The organism is Aureispira sp. CCB-QB1 (genome assembly GCF_000724545.1).
Taxonomy (GTDB): Bacteria; Bacteroidota; Bacteroidia; order Chitinophagales; family Saprospiraceae; genus Aureispira.
In genome coordinates, this window is the sequence record NZ_JHBV01000043.1 from 231,821 (window position 1) to 247,054 (window position 15,234).

The window sequence follows — 15,234 nt, forward strand, 5'->3', positions numbered from 1 at the left end:
ACGACTATTGATTTTATACCAATCAAAAACAAAAAAAGGTTATGAAACTATTGTACATGGGGGTACTGCTTGTGTTTGGAATAGCGGCTTGCACTTCTCCCAAAGAAGAACATGCAACCATGAACTTGGATGAATTGTACAAAAACAATCAAGTAGAAGGATGTTTTTTGTTAAAATCTTTGAATAGTGATCAGTTGTATGTGTATAACTCGAACCGCTGTGAACGAGGCTTTATTCCCGCTTCTACCTTTAAAATTCCTAACTCTATTATCGCATTGGAGACAGGGGTAGCAATGGATGAAAATTTATACATTGAATGGGATTCTGTTGTTCGAAAAATATCTGCATGGAATCAAGGGCATACTTTAAAATCAGCTTATCAGGTTTCTTGTGTGCCCTATTATCAAGAAATAGCACGTCGGATAGGACCTATGAAAATGCAAGAATGGGTTGGTAAATTGCAGTTTGGACGAATGGATATTCAGAAGGAAAATTTGGATGAATTTTGGTTGAAAGGCAAATCTGAAATTACACCATATCAGCAGTTGGATTTTATGGAGCGATTGGTCGAAAATAAGTTGCCAATAAAACCATCTACCGCACATAAGATGCGGGATATTATGCTGATTGCTTCGGATTCTTCTGGAATGGAAATGAGAGGGAAAACCGGTTGGGGAATTGTAGATGAACAAAATATTGGTTGGTTTGTAGGTTATGTAGAACGACCAGATGGAGAGCGTTTTGTATTTGTTAATAATGTACAAGCTGGCATTAACGAGATTGATGACAAAACCTTTATGATGTGCCGAAAAAGTATTGTTGGAGCGGTGTTAAAAGACTTGGGGGTTATTTGAAATACTATTTTTATTAAAACTCCGATAAGAGTTTGCTGAATACAATGCCATGAAACATCGCTTATATTCTTTACCTAGTTTTTTTGAGGGGGAAGCAAGTTTATTAAATAGCTTATTTGAAGTTGGCTTGCCTTGCTTGCATCTTCGCAAACCACAACAGACACTAGACGCTTATACTTGTTTGTTAGAGCAAATAGATGTTTCATATTATTCAAGAATTATTGTACACCAATATCCTGAATTAGTATCAAAATTTGGTTTGTTGGGCTTGCATTTGACAGAAGCTGCTCGACAGCATTTGAACAACGAAGAATTACAGGCATTGATCTCAGAACAACACCAAAATGGATGCTTGGTAGGAACTTCTGTGCATCAAAAAAAAGCATTGTTTAGTCTACCCTCAAATTTAGATTATAGCACGGTTAGCCCTATTTTTCCTAGTATTTCCAAAAAAAATTACCAACCTACAGAGCATTGGCAAATAACCGAATTGGAATTTTCTTTTGCCTTAGTAGGGCTAGGAGGGATGGGAATGGAAACCTTAGAGGTTGCTTATGAATGGGGCTTTCGAGAAGTTGCTTTTTTAGGGGCGGTATGGAATGACTTGTCTAGTGTCCTTCAAAATTATCAGTTATTATGCAAAAAAATAAACGACCTTACGCTTTAAGTATTGCGGGGTTTGATCCTAGTGGGGGGGCTGGTTTGGTCTCAGATGCTAAAACGATGGAAGCTCATAAAGTTCAAGGTTTGACAGTCGCCACTGCAATAACCGTTCAACATGAGTCTGTTTTTCAGAGGGTAGAATGGGGAAAAATAGATTTAATCAAACAGCAAATAAATTTACTTTTCCAACAATATCAGATTGATTGCTGTAAAATTGGATTGATAGAAAATTGGGAGGTGTTATTAGAAATAACAACCTTGCTATTAGACTTAAATCCACAAATAAAAATTATTGTTGATCCTATTTTTAGAGCTAGTGCGGGGTTTGATTTTCACCAACAAGTCAGTGTGCAATACTTAGAAAAGTGGCTGCCCAACATTTATTTATTAACTCCTAATGCGCAGGAATTAGCAAAAATTGATGCGCAGGCAACAAACTTAATGACAGTAGCAGAACGCTTGTCGGAGTACTGCAATATATTGTATAAAGGCGGTCATAATCCCATGCAAAAAGGAACCGATTTTTTATTGACAAAGGGCGAGTTGTACGAGTACCGACCTAAAACAATTACTACTTATGAAAAACATGGTTCAGGCTGTGTTCTTTCTGCGGCGATTGTTGCTAATTTAGCTTTGGGAAAGACTTTGCCAGTAGCTTGCAAACAGGCAAAAGATTATATTACTCGTTTTTTGAATTCAAATGAAACGTTGTTGGGGTACCACCATTTTTGATGATTATGAAAGAAGCATATGAAGTACGAGCTTTAAATAAAAAGGAATTGGAATGGAAGAAAGATGCGCTGGATTTAGCTGCTGCTTTTTTTGAAAAATACGCTCCTCAAATGGATTTTATAACCGATAAGGCAGCCGCTTTGGATGTTGTGTTGAAAGGTGTTATGCAAGAATCTTGGTGGCAGCGTCCTCGTAAATTTGCTATTGTGACGGGATTAGGATATGGCTTGGGGCAAACATTGGTTGATGAATTGAATTTTGAATGGATTGTTTATCAAGATACATATGGGAAAGATGTTGCTGTACAACATGCTGCTTCTGGCATTATTGCGTTTCCAATTTCTGCAATTCGAAAACGATTAAAAAGCAAAGAATATACTTTTGTAGTAGATTATTTTAAAACACTAAAAGAAGAGATAAACATGGCAAAAAAGGACTTGCCTCAATTACATTATGTTTCACAAGAGCAAAAAGATTTGACACATTTGGAGGCGATAGAAAAGGCTTGTAAGGCGGGCTGCAAATGGGTACAGTTGAGGATGAAAAACGTGTCTTATGAAACGTATTTGGAGACAGCTTTAGCGGCTAAAGATCTTTGTCGAAAGTATGATGCTTTGTTAACTATTAATGATAATCCGCAGGTAGCAGCCGCGTCAGGGGCAGATGGTTTGCATTTGGGAAAGGAAGATATGTCTCCAACAGAAGCCCGAAAAATAGTAGGAAATATACTGATAGGAGGAACGGCAAATACGTGGGAAGATGTGGTGCGATTGTCTAAAGAGCCTATTGATTATATTGGTCTGGGACCACTACGATACACGACTACAAAAGAGAAGTTGAGTCCAATTCTAGGTGTTCAGGGGTATCAAGATGTTTTAAGTAAAATGAAAGCGGCTTTGATTGATTTGCCTGTCTATGCGATTGGTGGGATTCGACAAGAGGATATTGTTGGAGTGTTAAAAACGGGGGTGTATGGCATTGCGGTGTCTGGTCTGATTACGAATGCTGAGGATCCTCGTTCGGTTTGTGAGGCGGTGTTGGAGTTGTTTTAGGGAGCATAGAGGCTGGTAAGTAATCGTTCAGAAAAAACTATATAAAAAACAACCTTCTTTTTGCGCTACTCTTTATCGAAACATCTTGCTTTAGCCCGCTACCACGCAGTAGCACCGCAGGTAAAGCTGCACTGTTCCTCTTCGATTAGCACTAAAAATAAGCCTATTTTTTAGCTATATTTTTTTCTGCCCACTTACTTAAAAATAGGAAAACAATGATTTTAGATGCTACAGAAAAAGGTAGGAACAAAACGTCTTTGTTTCAACGGATGCAGTATATTGGAATAGTAATTTTGATAGGAACAAACTGTATACTGTTGTTGCGCTATCAATTGGATGCTTCAGGGGCGTTTATAACAACTTGTCCTAATGAACCATGTACTCCGCCAATAACAGCATTTATGAATAATTTTTGGAAGTATTTATTGGGAGCTAATCTAGTAGGAGGCGTGGTTTTTGCTTTTTTGCATAAAAAAGCAAGTTAGGCGAAAGTCAATTAAATGCTAATTTGACTTATGTTGATAGATACAAACTTTATAATAGGTAAAAGGCTAATAATCAAAGCCTTCAATAGAAAGTATCTATTGTGGGTTTTAGGAGGCATATGTTATAATTTACTGCTTGCTATTTTAATTTTTTCTAATAATATGAAGGTAAATAGTATTTAAAATGCTAATATTAATTTGGGGGCACTTATTGCACTTTTTGATTATTTCGCTATTTTCTATTTTTATATCTTCTTCTTTTACTCCACGTTTTAATAAATATGCTTTTATTTTGGATATTGCTTGGAGCATCTTCCGTTTTTTTCCCTTTGTCCTACTGGAGTAGATAAATATTTCATATTCCTTTGTATTATTAGTATAACATTGAATGAGAGTTTTTATTAAAGGTTTTTCTCTCTTTTTGAGCCTAGTAGAACCTTTCAAAAAATAGACCCCTGCATAATTAGGAAATTTATAAGTTTTGTAATATTCATTGCCAAAAATTACAGCTTCTTTATTATATTCTCTATTCATACAATATTCAAACTCTTTTTCATAATATATTTTCCAAATGGGACTATATAAACTATCTAGGTGTTTTTTAATTTCATTAATGTAGTCAATAACTCCTATAGGAGGAGGAACATATCCCCCGCACATAAAGAATCTTTGGTCTTCAATTTTTAAACCATATTTCGCCCCAACTTTATTTTCACAAAAAGCAATATGTTCATAAAGATCATCCCATAGTATTTTATAAAGCGTTCCTTTTTTGATATGTTCCTTAGCTAACTTTAAATTTATTGTATCACCACTAGATTTCATCGTAGCTTTGTTTTGACTAAAAACAGGATAGTGAAGTATAAATGTTAGGCCTATGTAGATGTAGATCTTTAGTTTCATTTTTACTTTTCTTTTTAGATGAAAATAAACTTTAAAGGTAACCTGTGGAAAAAAAAACAATTTTACAAAAGCTTAATTTTGAGTGCTTTTTGTAAATTAATAATTAAACACATTTCTTATAAGCTTAAACTAAATATTAGTACAGTTATTGTCGAAATGCTGTTCTTTTGTAAGGACAAAATGAAGTACATAGTGCAATTCAAAATATTGAAGGAGTTAAGAATTGCATGGTGTATGAACTAACCACCTACAAATAGAACAACAATGCTTCAATTAGCAACCAATAAAGCAAAAGACTGGATGTTTGGTAAGATACATGGCAATAACTTAATCTACAATACTTGTTGGGAAGATCCAGAGTGTGATAGAAGGCTGTTGGAACTTAATCCAGAGAGTGAAGTTGTAATGATTACTAGTGCAGGATGCAACGCTTTAGATTATTCCTTAGATGACCCTACTGCCATTCATTGTGTCGATGTGAATTATCGCCAAAATGCCTTGTTAGAACTTAAAAAAGCATTTTATCAAGCAGGTACTTACAAAACACTGTTTCGTTTTTTTGGAGAAGGTAGCCACGAAACGCCAGAGTATTGTTATCAAAACTATTTGAGAGATTATCTGCCTACTTATGCGCAACGTTTTTGGGATAAAAAGATTGAACCTTATTTTGGAGCTTATCGCTTTCGCCCAAGTTTCTATTTTTATGGTACCGCAGGTACCTTTGCTTGGTTGTTTGGTTGTTATATGCGTCTGCGTCGCTCTTTGTATGATAATGTCCAACAGTTGCTACATGCCCCCACTTTAGAGATACAAGCCTATTGGTACAATATAGTAGAGCAGAAAATCATTGGGAATTTTATTCAGTGGGCAATGAAACAGCCTGTTACTTTGAGTTTGTTAGGGATTCCACGTACCCAATCTAAACTGGTAGAAACAGAATATATGGGGGGCGTCATTCAATTTATACAAGACTCTTTGCGCTATATTTTTACACAGTTACCAATACAAGACAACTATTTTTGGCAACTTTATATTAATGGGCGTTACACCGAAGATTGTTGCCCGAACTACCTCAAGAAAGCAAATTTTGAACGCTTGCAAGAAACACATACCAAGATTCAAACCCACACGACGACCATCTCTAATTTTTTAAAACAAAACCCCAAAGCATATAGCCATTACGTGTTGTTGGACCACCAAGACTGGTTGGCTGCCAATGATACCAAAGCATTAAAAGAAGAATGGCGGTTAATTCTTAAAAATAGTCGTCCAGGAACCAAAATTTTGTTGCGTTCTGGGGCAAGTGAAATCAACTTCTTCCCTGATTTTGTACAAGAAAAAGTAAATTTTGAGCATACTCAAACAGCTACAGAACATTTAAAAGATCGCGTAGGCACTTATGGCAGTGTTTATTGTGGGATTGTTCGATAAAAAAAAAATACCTCCTTTTGTCCTAATAAAAAATAATTTTCACACCAGTAAGTGGGGCGAAAAGTATAACATAAAGCAATGTTCCTTTTTGACAGCTACTTATTGATTAAGCTACATTAAACTATGATTCCAGCATTTCAAGATACTAGTTCGCAAAAACATGCGATGAAGAAGTATTACAAATTTCAATCTAAAATCTATGATAGCACTCGATGGATGTTCCTATTTGGGCGAACGAATTTGGTGCATCAGTTGCCTATAGCTAGAGATGCTGCCATTCGAATACTAGAAGTGGGGTGTGGAACAGGTTATAATTTAGAAAAATTTGCAGCGTATTATGTTAATGCTCAATTGGTAGGAATGGATGTTTCGGAAGACATGATAGAGTTGTCAAAGAAAAAACTAGCTCCCTACTCCAATCGAATTGATTTGTTGTCTAGGGCTTATGGAGACACTGCTTTCTCTACCCAGAATAGCTTTGACGTGGTGGTATTTTCCTATGCGTTGACAATGATTAACCCACAATGGAAGGAATTAATCGATCAAGCTTACAAAGATATAAAACCAGGTGGAATCATAGCAGTGGTTGATTTTCATCAAACGAGTAACCCTATTTTTAAGTTACACATGAAAAACAATCACGTTCGGATGGACGCTCACTTGTTACCTGTTTTAGAAAATAAATTTTCTACTTTATCATCCGATGTACAACGAGCTTATTTAGGAATGTGGGAATATTTTTCATTTGTAGGTATTAAATCGTATCAATAAAAATGGCAAAAAGAAGAAAATTAGACCTTCTAGTTTTATCGGATATACATTTGGGAACCTATGGTTGTCACGCAAAGGAGTTGCTGACTTATTTGAAGTCTGTAAAACCTAAAATATTGGTTCTAAATGGAGATATTATAGATATTTGGCAATTTAAAAAAAGCTACTTTCCAAAATCTCATTTGGCAGTCGTTAGTCAGATTATCAAAATGGCTTCTAAAGGGACTAAGGTGTATTACCTCACAGGTAATCACGATGAGATGTTGCGAAAATTTGCTCCTTTGCAAATGGGAAATTTTTATATGGACAATAAATTACTGTTAGAACTAGATGGGAAAGTCGCTTGGTTCTTTCACGGAGATGTATTTGATACTTCTGTTACTTGCGCCAAGTGGTTGGCAAAATTAGGAGGGGTGGGCTACGATGCTTTGGTAGCCATTAATTTATGGGTCAATCATATCTTAAAATCAATGGGTAAGCCAAGAATGTCGTTGTCCAAAAAGGTTAAAGATAGTGTCAAGCGGGCTGTAAAATATGTTCAAGACTTTGAAACAGTTGCATCAGAGTTGGCAATCGAAAAAAACTATGATTACGTAGTATTAGGACATATTCATCAGCCACAAATGCGTACCATTACAACGTCGAAAGGTAGCACTATGTACCTTAATTCAGGTGACTGGATTGAAAACTTAACAGCACTAGAATATACAGAAGGAAACTGGTCTATTTATCAATATGATGAAGCTGATTTTGATACGACAATTCCAATGGAGGAATTACAAGAAATTAATTATGAAATGGTCTATGCTTCTGTAACGGAGGGAAAAGTTCAACAAATATTTAAAGAGCTTATTTTACAATAAGAAGTTTATCAGGTTAGTATTTACGGGTTAGAGAACCTCTGGGGTATGTTGCCTTAGGGGTTTTTTGTATTAATAATAGTTAAGAAATGGGGATAGAGGTTTTGTTTGTATTGGTTTGTTTATTATGTGGTTATGTTTGTGTGGGTAGCCTTTTTTGAAACTTTTGTGTTCTTTTGTATTTTTTATTTTTATATTTTTTTAGTTAGTTTGTAAAATTAGTTGCACCATTTTATATCTAACCTAAGTTTATGAACGACGATAATCAAATTTCCCATCCCAATAAACGGGCTTCTCTAGCAGTAACTCTTATTTATCTAGGAATAATTATAGTTTCTTTTTTTTATGTATACAACCGTATTTTTGATGGAAAAATAAACCTAAATGGCGACAATATTAGTTACTATTTGTTAGGTCAAGCCTTAGCAACGGGGCAAGGATACGTGAATACAACAAGTAGAGCAAAGCAACCGCACAGGCATTTTCCTGTAGGTTATCCATTGGTTGTTGCTGCTGCTTCAAAAGTTTATTCAAGCGAAATCATATTTATTAAAAGAGTCAATGGCTTTTTATTGATAAGTGCTGTGGTTATCTTGTTTTTGTTGCTAAAATCAATTACTCAAAATAACCATATTTCATTTGTTGTTGCTTTATTTTGTATTCTTAATTCCAATTTGTTGAATTACTCATATATAATGATGAGTGAAATATCATTTTTATTTTTCTCTATCTTAGCGTTATGGATGGCTACTAAGGTTAACTTCGATAAGCCTATTGTCAAAAATGGGCTGTTTTTTATGTTAATCTTGTGCGTTGTATTTGTTTTTCATATTAAAATGACGGGACTGGCTTTGTTTTTAGCAATAGCTACCTATTTGTTAATCAATAAGGAAAAAAAGTATTTGTTGGCATTTGGATTAGGATTTATAGTGTGTTCGCTGCCTTGGTATTTGAGATCAAGAAGCTTGGGTGGAAATTCACATATGAAAAGCTTATTGCTGAAAAATCCTTATGAACCAGAATTAGGGGCGATAGGAATAGCAGATTTTATAGAGCGAGTGGTGTCTAATATAGGGCGTTACATTGCGAGAGAAATTCCTTCGAGTACGTTTAATTATGTCAATATAACTAGTTATAGCGAAGCACTATCTTGGGGCGAATTTTTAGTAGGAGCGAGTATAGTATCAGTCATGTTGTTAGGGCTTTATAAAATGAAAATATATAGGTCATTAATCGGCAGCTATTTATTTTTCTTTTTAGGAATACTAGTTCTATGGCCCAAAGTATGGTATGGAATACGATTTATTCTACCAATTGTTCCATTATTATTGTTTGCTTTTGTATATGGAATAGAGCAGCTTGTTACTAGTTTGGCGCAAAAGGTTCGTTTCCAAAAACAAGTGCCTTACATTCCCATTGCGCTGCTTCTGGGGGCATTATTTTTGGTGCCCAGTTATTTAGAGCCATTAAAGGCGTTGGAAAGGGCAAGCAAACAGCCTTATCCTATTAGCTATGCAAACTACTTTAAATTAGCCAATTGGGTTAATGAAAACACCCCAAGAGGTTCGTTAACTTGCTGCCGAAAGCCCATCTTATTCAGTTTGTACTCCAATAAATACTCCGTACCGTATAAGAATACATTGAACCAGCAGGAATTTATAGAAGATTTAGAAAAAAAAGGTGTTGATTATGTTGTTTTGGATCAATTGGGCTATTCGTCTACAGCAAAATATTTATACCCTACCATCAAAAATAATCCTGAACGATTTGAAGTGATTGCTTATATGGAAGAAGACCCCATTACTTATTTACTAAAATTTAAGAAAAAATAGGACGTTTTGAGGTGAGTTTATGGGGGATTGTCACTAGTAGTGATAGGATTTTGTTACCAAGAGAAGAGATACCTAATAAAAAATGCAGTAAATAAGTAGCTTATTTACTGCATTGCATAATCAAATATTATAAGGAATAGTCGATTAGAATAAAGGAGCCTTATTGATGCACCAAATCCATACCTTGACAAATTTTGTCAACAGCATTAGCTAGTTCTTCAGTAGTATGAGCCGAAGAAATAAAGCCTACCTCGTAGCCAGAAGGACCTAAGTAAATGCCATTGTCAAGCAAATAAGCATGCAAGATTTTAAATTTCTCCATACTATCAGGATTAATTTGGTCGGCACGGCGAATATCGTCTTTGGAGAATGCAATCCAGAAGATTGAACCAATGGTATTGATATGAACTTCATAACCTTTATTATCACAATAAGATTGAATTTTGGCTACAAAATCTTGTGTTGTTTGCTCTAAATTCGCATAAAAACCTTCTTCTAGTAATTGAGAAGCAGCTGTAAAACCAGCTGCCATAGCTACAGGATTACCAGACAATGTTCCTGCTTGGTAAACACCACCATCGGGAGCGACATTACCCATGATTTCGGCACTTGCTCCATAAGCACCAACAGGCATACCGCCACCAATAATTTTTCCATAAGTAATAATATCTGGCTGAATATCGTAGTAACCAGCAGCCCCCTCAAATCCTACACGGAAACCAGAAATTACCTCGTCAAAAATCAACAACACATTGTATTGTGTACACAGCTTGCGCAAACCTTCTAAATAAGAACGATGTTGCAGCAATAGACCATTGTTGGCAGGAACTGGTTCAATAATTACACAAGCAATTTGATTGCCATGTTCTTTAAATGTTGCTTCTACTGCGTCCAAATCATTTAGTGGGGCAACTAAAGTTTCTTTCGCAAATGCTTCAGGAATACCTGCGGAGCTACTTACTCCAAAAGTAACCAAGCCCGACCCTGCGTTAACCAATAGAGAATCGACATGACCGTGGTAACAACCATCAAATTTAAGAATTTTATCTTTGCCTGTAACGCCTCTGGCCAAACGGATGGCAGACATGACAGCTTCTGTTCCAGAACTTACGAAACGTATTTTTTCAATAAATCGGTTGTTGTTAAGAATCAACTTTCCCAGTTTGTTTTCCCAACGAGTTGGAGTGCCAAAAGATGTCCCATTTGCTACTGTAGCAACGATAACTTCTCGGATAGCATCATTATTGTGTCCTAAAATAAGTGGTCCCCAAGAACAACAAAAGTCTGTAAACTGATTGTCGTCCTCATCCCAAATTTGTGAGCCATTCCCTTTTTTGATAAACAAAGGAGCCCCTTTTACAGATTTAAAAGCACGTACAGGAGAGCTCACTCCTCCTGGAAAATAATTTTTTGCTTCTGCATACAATTCTTCTGAAATCTTTCTTTGCATTTTTAACTTTATTTTTTAGTAAGCACAAAATATTACTTCAAGCCATTTAAGTTTCGTTCTTGTGCTAATCACATTACCCCGTTGATTTTTCAATAGAGTATTACTAATTATTAATATTCTTATTAGAGCACAAAGATGTAAAAAAGACAATAGATTGTTATCAAGAAATGGTAAAAAGGTGACCAAATTGACGACAAGTGCTGATAATGTTGTGCAAAATTCAGTAGCTTCTTATTCGGCTAAGGCATTAATAGTTTGAGTCCGTTAAACTTTCTAAAAAAACAACCAAAGCAGCTTTTTCTGCATCGGTTAGATTAAGTTGATCTTCGGGTAGAGTTTGATGTGGTAAATCTAATCCCATTCCTACACCGCCACCTAAGTCATAAAACTCAATTACCTTTTCTAATGTTTTGATAGAGCCATTATGCATATAAGGTGCTGTTAAAGCTACATTCCGAATGCTAACGGTTTTAAATGAATTGGCAAAAAAATCATAGTTATCTTTGGTAATGCCGTTGTTGATTCGTCCCAAGTCTTTGTCTAGTTTGGGGTGGTCAAAATTCTCATCGTCCAAGACTCCCAAGACTTCAGATTCAGAATCAACATATCTAGGAGGGACTAAGCCACTAAAAGTAGGTGGAAAATGACAAGTAGCGCATTGAGCTTTGCCCATAAATAAATTAAAACCCTGTCTCAATTCTTCTGGTATTGTTTCCGTTTTGGTTTGAACCAATTGATCAAAAGGTGAATCAAAGCGAGGCAAACTCATCAAATAACTTTTGAGAGCATGATTGATGCTTGCTGTGCTGATTGGGTTGGGGTGTTGAGCATAGCTTGTTGCAAATTTCTGTTGATAATCTTTATTTTGATGCAATTTCTTAATAATAGATGTATAATCGCTGTTAAATTCTTTTTCATTGTGGATGACATGATCAAATTGATTTTTCAAATCATGGGCTCGCAAATCAAAAAAATAAGCACTGGCATAAATACTGTAATTTAGAGAAGGAGAATTGCGGCTAGTTGTCTGCGTTTTATCTCCATTCATACTGCGCTCTAATTGGTCGGTAAAGGCTAGTTTTTCGTTGTGACAAGTGGCACAAGATGTTTTGAGGTTGTCTGAAAGAATAGGATCGTTAAAAAGCTGTTTGCCAAGTTCAATTTGAGCCGATTGTATTTGCTGATTAGGAATATTCGTATAATAAGAGGCATTTAAAAAGTCAGCTTGAAAGGGATTGGTAAAACTGCTATTTAGAGGCAGTTGATAACGATTTAACTCTTCTTTGGTTTCTAAATTAGCACCGACCCTAATCGCCTCTAGATTTTCTAATATAGGAATAAGCTGCCCAACCAAATAAGCATAACGATCAAAATCATCAAAAGAATCATAATTAATCGCATTAAACTGTTGTTCTATAGTTGAAATTAATTGGGGAGAAAAACGTTCTTTATAAGAGAGTAAGGTGTTCAAAATACCTTGATTGACTTGTTTGAAATCCTCAATAGCATTATCAGAAGCAGGTGTGTCAAAACCTGTAATTCCTAAAGTAAAGGAACGAATAAGAGCCTCTTTCATCGCATGAATAATCATGGCATCATAAAAACGAATAGAGGTTACTCTGGTTCTAAAACGCTGAATTTCTGTTTTTAAGTATGTAACAGTTTTTTGAATTGGTTCTACAGTGACTTGCTCTTCAAAAAGCTGTTCATCAATAACTTGAAAGCCGCCAGGATAATGTGTTTCCTTGTTGGCAACTTTTGGAGTAGGTTTTAGCAAAGGAGATTCATTGATGCTACGTTCATACAATTGAGGATCTAGATAAGCGATCAAAAATTCTGCTTGCTTAAAAGGTATTCGAGCTTTGAGATAAGTCGCCCTAGCTTGTTGGATGTTCTTATCTTTTAGATCTAAAAGTAGTTGTTCCAAGTGTGTTTGAAGTTGATCCAATTGACTCAAAAAATTGGTCTTGATCTGAAGGGTAGGAATAGAGGTTTCGGGTTTGGGAGAGGCGGTATCTGTTGTGCTTGAAACCATTACAAATAAGGTAATCAGCGCAATAATTAGGAAAGAATATTTCATAAGAATAGTGTAATTAGTAACAGCGTAGAGATATATGCTTGTTGGGTAGAATAGCAAATTCTGTAAGGAAGTAAATCCCTACAGAATCTTGCTTTAAACTAATAATGTGTATGACAAACTATTGAACAATCAGTTTTTTAGTTATACCTGCCTTATTTTGTATGAAGTAAGTACCTGCTGCCAAGTGGGCAACATCAATTTGGTTAACATTTCTATAGACTTCTAACCTTCTACCATGCAAATCATAAATGGCAAAATCACCTACTTCTTTGAAATAAACTGTACGAGAAACAGGATTTGGATAAAAATCATAGTCCGCTTGTTCTTGTTGGATATTTTTGATCGTAGTAATACTTTGATCCCAACCTGTGATGGCGTACGTTAAAGAGTGGTTGTAAGGGAAAGGGTTGCTGCTGCTAGGGTGTTGAGAGTTAACAAAGATTGTTTTTCCGTCAGGACTTGCAATTGCCCCTGTGATTTCAGCTCCTTTAGCCGCTACAGAAATACGTGTCAAATCGCTTACAGTAGGCGTGTTATCAGACATATCAAACAAGTACAATTCACAAGTTCTATCCGACAAGCCAGCAGGAACTCTACCATGAGAAGTACCATTTAAGTCTTCACAAATCATCATATAAGATTGACCATTAACATTGATAAAGTTTAAACCATCAGGATTAGAAAGGTGGTTGTAAGGATAGTGCGTAGAATCTGGTGAATTGGCATAATGAGGACCTCCTTCTAAGAACGATGTCATGGCATCGGTGGCAGGATCAAATTGCAAAACACGACCATAGTAGTCCCAGTAATCACTAGAATCAGGATGTGTACCTTGTACAAAAGCTGCTCTATTAAGCGTATGTGTAGCGTGTGTTGCACCAGCAGCAGACTCATCTGCCCATCTTGATGCAGGATTGTCACGACCTGTTTCAGTTAAATATACTTTGTTAGAATTTGGATCTTTGGCAATCCATTCCAAACGATTGAACATTGTTGCTCCAACTGCAACGGCTTCATTTTTGAAGTTAAGCATTTTATTAGGATCTGTATTATCAATTTCAATCCATTTGCTACCAGTTGCATCTTGTTTGTATACATAAGTTTTGCCTACGGTAAAATCGCCTACGTTATCTGCCACAAATTTGGTAAAAAAGGCAGGAGTATCGTCAACAGTTAGGTAAACTGTGCGGTTGTCAGGCATAACAACACCACCTTCAAACGCTTGTCTTCCCCAGTTGTATTGCTTGCGAATTGCTACAGCTTGTCGAGGATCAATTTCAGTCATGTAGTTGTAGTTTTGGTATTTTTGAATGGTCTGACCATTCCAACCAGGAAAACCAGCAGGAGCCGCTTGTCCATTGGCAGTACCTGTACCGATCGTAAACAAAGAAGTATCTCTATCTGCAATATCAGTGTTGTCTCCACGGAACCATTCTTCAGCTGTCCAAATTCTTCCATCTACTGTAGACGTAATACCACCACAATTCATTCCTGTTTCACCTGTATGATTAACAAAGTCAACATTAAAGAATTTTCCAGAACGTCCATCTAATAATGTTTGATTGACTACAATGATAGAATCTGTCAAGGAATCTCTATCAATTAAAAAGGTTGTCATTCCTCCGCCATCTCCAAGATTGTCATTAGAAACAACTTTTTCATGGTTGATTGAAATCCATCCCAAGTGTTGTCCTGAAGCATCAGGTGTAAATCCAATAAAGTCATTCCAATCTTTAGAAACGACAGTTTGAGCTGGCTGCCCATAAGTTGCTGTTGCCTCTACCATGTCATACCCCCCGATAAAAATCACTTGTGATTTTAATGGAGAAGGTGGCATAAGTACCGTTTCTGCTCCAAAAGCAGGTTGTATAGTGGCGTCAAATTGGATTTGTGCAAATCCAGTAGCACTAAAGAAAACACAAAGAAGTAGTAGTGTTAGCTTTTTCATAATTTAGGTTTGATAAAGTGTTGTAATGAATGTTTTTTCCTAGTCACAGGAAGTCTATTTCCGCTGCAAAAGTACCGCCTATTTGTTAACCTAAATTAAAGGAAGAGATAAAGAATATTGAAATTGGTGTTAAGTAGTTTATTTGAACAATATTTGTTTTGGGGATTGTTTAA

Annotated in this window: 13 protein-coding genes; 9 read left to right on the plus strand and 4 right to left on the minus strand. The window is 35.9% G+C overall.

Annotated features, from left to right (window positions below; genetic code table 11):
- Positions 1-41 precede the first annotated feature (41 nt).
- The 5 genes from blaOXA (at position 42) to CG11_RS24030 (ending at position 3,786) form a co-directional block, all read left to right on the plus strand.
- Positions 42-854: a class D beta-lactamase gene (blaOXA, locus tag CG11_RS24010; RefSeq protein WP_052599401.1), complete on the plus strand. Its 813-nt coding sequence runs from the start codon at positions 42-44 to the stop codon at positions 852-854.
- A gap of 49 nt (positions 855-903) precedes the next feature.
- Positions 904-1,521 carry a thiamine phosphate synthase gene (locus CG11_RS24015; RefSeq protein ID WP_052599402.1) on the plus strand — a complete coding sequence of 206 codons (618 nt, stop codon included), beginning with the start codon at positions 904-906 and terminating at the stop codon, positions 1,519-1,521.
- Positions 1,491-2,249: a hydroxymethylpyrimidine/phosphomethylpyrimidine kinase gene (locus tag CG11_RS24020; protein WP_052599403.1), complete on the plus strand. Its 759-nt coding sequence runs from the start codon at positions 1,491-1,493 to the stop codon at positions 2,247-2,249. The genes CG11_RS24015 and CG11_RS24020 overlap by 31 nt, the downstream gene beginning before the upstream one ends.
- Before the next feature lie 5 nt (positions 2,250-2,254).
- Entirely contained in the window at positions 2,255-3,301 is a 1,047-nt protein-coding gene (locus tag CG11_RS29845) for a thiamine phosphate synthase (protein WP_197043924.1), read from the plus strand.
- A 215-nt stretch (positions 3,302-3,516) separates the two neighbouring features.
- The gene (locus CG11_RS24030; RefSeq protein ID WP_052599404.1) at positions 3,517-3,786 is read left to right on the plus strand and encodes a hypothetical protein; all 270 of its coding nucleotides are present in this window, start codon (positions 3,517-3,519) and stop codon (positions 3,784-3,786) included.
- Positions 3,787-3,930: 144 nt separating this feature from the next.
- Here the strand turns inward: CG11_RS24030 and CG11_RS24035 are convergent, their stop codons facing one another.
- The gene (locus CG11_RS24035; RefSeq protein WP_156039881.1) at positions 3,931-4,611 is read right to left on the minus strand and encodes a hypothetical protein; all 681 of its coding nucleotides are present in this window, start codon (positions 4,609-4,611) and stop codon (positions 3,931-3,933) included.
- A gap of 342 nt (positions 4,612-4,953) precedes the next feature.
- Here CG11_RS24035 and CG11_RS24045 point away from each other — a divergent pair, with 342 nt between their 5' ends.
- The 4 genes from CG11_RS24045 to CG11_RS24060 all read left to right on the plus strand — a co-directional run bounded on the left by CG11_RS24045 (position 4,954) and on the right by CG11_RS24060 (position 9,583).
- On the plus strand, positions 4,954-6,120 hold the full coding sequence (locus CG11_RS24045) for a DUF3419 family protein (RefSeq protein WP_052599407.1): 1,167 nt from the start codon (positions 4,954-4,956) through the stop codon (positions 6,118-6,120).
- Between the two features lie 123 nt (positions 6,121-6,243).
- A complete protein-coding gene (locus CG11_RS24050) occupies positions 6,244-6,891 on the plus strand; it encodes a class I SAM-dependent methyltransferase (protein ID WP_052599408.1) in 648 nt (215 codons plus the stop codon).
- Between the two features lie 2 nt (positions 6,892-6,893).
- A complete protein-coding gene (locus tag CG11_RS24055; protein ID WP_052599409.1) occupies positions 6,894-7,754 on the plus strand; it encodes a UDP-2,3-diacylglucosamine diphosphatase in 861 nt (286 codons plus the stop codon).
- Between the two features lie 248 nt (positions 7,755-8,002).
- Positions 8,003-9,583, plus strand: a complete 1,581-nt coding sequence (locus CG11_RS24060) for a hypothetical protein (protein ID WP_052599410.1) — start codon at positions 8,003-8,005, stop codon at positions 9,581-9,583.
- A 160-nt stretch (positions 9,584-9,743) separates the two neighbouring features.
- Here CG11_RS24060 and hemL read toward each other — a convergent pair whose 3' ends face one another.
- From hemL to CG11_RS24075, 3 genes are all read right to left on the minus strand, one after another.
- Positions 9,744-11,033: a glutamate-1-semialdehyde 2,1-aminomutase gene (gene hemL / locus CG11_RS24065; protein ID WP_052599411.1), complete on the minus strand. Its 1,290-nt coding sequence runs from the start codon at positions 11,031-11,033 to the stop codon at positions 9,744-9,746.
- Positions 11,034-11,280: 247 nt separating this feature from the next.
- Positions 11,281-13,113 carry a cytochrome c peroxidase gene (locus CG11_RS24070; RefSeq protein ID WP_052599412.1) on the minus strand — a complete coding sequence of 611 codons (1,833 nt, stop codon included), beginning with the start codon at positions 13,111-13,113 and terminating at the stop codon, positions 11,281-11,283.
- Positions 13,114-13,231: 118 nt separating this feature from the next.
- Positions 13,232-15,061: an alkaline phosphatase PhoX gene (locus CG11_RS24075; RefSeq protein WP_052599413.1), complete on the minus strand. Its 1,830-nt coding sequence runs from the start codon at positions 15,059-15,061 to the stop codon at positions 13,232-13,234.
- Positions 15,062-15,234 lie beyond the last annotated feature (173 nt).